1 protein-coding gene is annotated in these 1402 nt (G+C 56.2%); it reads right to left on the bottom strand.

The window, feature by feature from the left end; translation table 11 throughout:
* Window positions 1-166: 166 nt before the first annotated feature.
* A partial coding sequence (locus tag P3T37_RS36955) for a hypothetical protein (RefSeq protein ID WP_280728347.1) occupies window positions 167-1402 on the bottom strand: 1236 nt, incomplete at its 5' end.

The following is a 1402-nucleotide window of genomic DNA, read 5'->3' as shown; positions in this document are numbered from 1 at the left end:
CACACGATCACCGGGACTTTGGAATGCCCCTGCTGTAGTACTGGACGCCCTGCCGCACACGCGCTCTCAGCAGACGGCGGGCCACAGTGGGGCCGTTCTCCCCACTCCGCGGGGCTGCGCTCAGCGTGGAGCGGGCTCAATTCAAATTACCTTCGAGCGCTCTTCGTCAGTCAAGGTTCAATTTTTTTCTCAGCGCCATGTAATATGCCCAAGTTGCAACCACTTGATCGATGAAGTGTTTTTCCGGGTTTGATTTCTCAAGCCTCGCCCGATCTGCAACCGCCAGCAGCACGAAGAATACGGCACCCAACTCGGCGAGCCCCGAAGCTACCTTGAGCAGCTCCGGGGTGATGACGAATTCGGCGCTACCTACCGGTAGAAAGTAGTGGCTGGAGGGCTCTCCTCTGATGAAATCCCTGGTCTGATTGAGATCGACGCTCGCGACACCCAAGAATGTGAATCCAATGGTGATGGTCACGATTCCCACTGCAACTCTGAAGAATCTGAATGCCCACAAGTGAGCGCGCAGATTCAACCAGGCCCATCCGTTCAATCCGGAGTCGCCGCCGCTGCGCACACCTTCCCCCAGACAAGCCTTCAGCTTCGAAGCCTCCGTCCATGAACTCTTCAGTTCCGGAATCCTGAACTTGCCCGGAAGATACATGATCAGGAGCAAACTCCAGATGATCACAGCGACAACGTGCAAGGCCCAGATGTGAGCGGTATCCATGCTCGAAAAGAATCTCCACGCGTCTCCGACAATGAAGACCAGGGACGAAATTCCCATAATTCCGGCAATGCTTGGTCCTGCGCTCGCCGCGATTCCTAGCTCGCCACTTCTTCCCCAGAATGCCTGCCATAGGCCCTTGAACAGTTCCGACGTCTTCAACGTGGAAATCACGAGGGCCAGGGCAAGGCAAAGAAACGTCTCAGCCAGTCTCCCCACTGAGGCCGAGGAGCGGACTGGGAGCTCCAAAAGAATGGCGGACGCAATTCCAGAAAGAGCAAAGCCAAGCCAATCCCAGCCCTCAAAGCTACAGCTTCTCACGAGTACCACGAAGGCGACAGTAAGTGTCCAGAATGCCCACCGCACCCCAAATATGCCACCAATGCTCCAGAAGGCAACCAGGAGGCAGGCCGCCAGTAGAAGAATGATTCTGAATGTGACCAGCAACTTCTTGTGCTTGCGGACGACAAGACCAGGAAGCAACTGCATCCGAAACCATTCTTCTACAGTTCCCAGTTGCTCTATTGCCGCCTTCCGCTGATCCGAAGACAGAGCGGCAGATACGTTGTTCTCATCCACCATCACACTTCTACCCGACCTGCCCGTGGTTCTGAGGATGCCTCGCCGCCTCGGAGCCAGGGGCATTCCAAAGTCCCGGTGATCGTGTGAGGCCGC

Source organism: Kitasatospora sp. MAA4 (assembly GCF_029893355.1).
Lineage (GTDB): Bacteria > Actinomycetota > Actinomycetes > Streptomycetales > Streptomycetaceae > Kitasatospora.
This window is presented reverse-complemented; position numbering and strand designations above follow the sequence as displayed.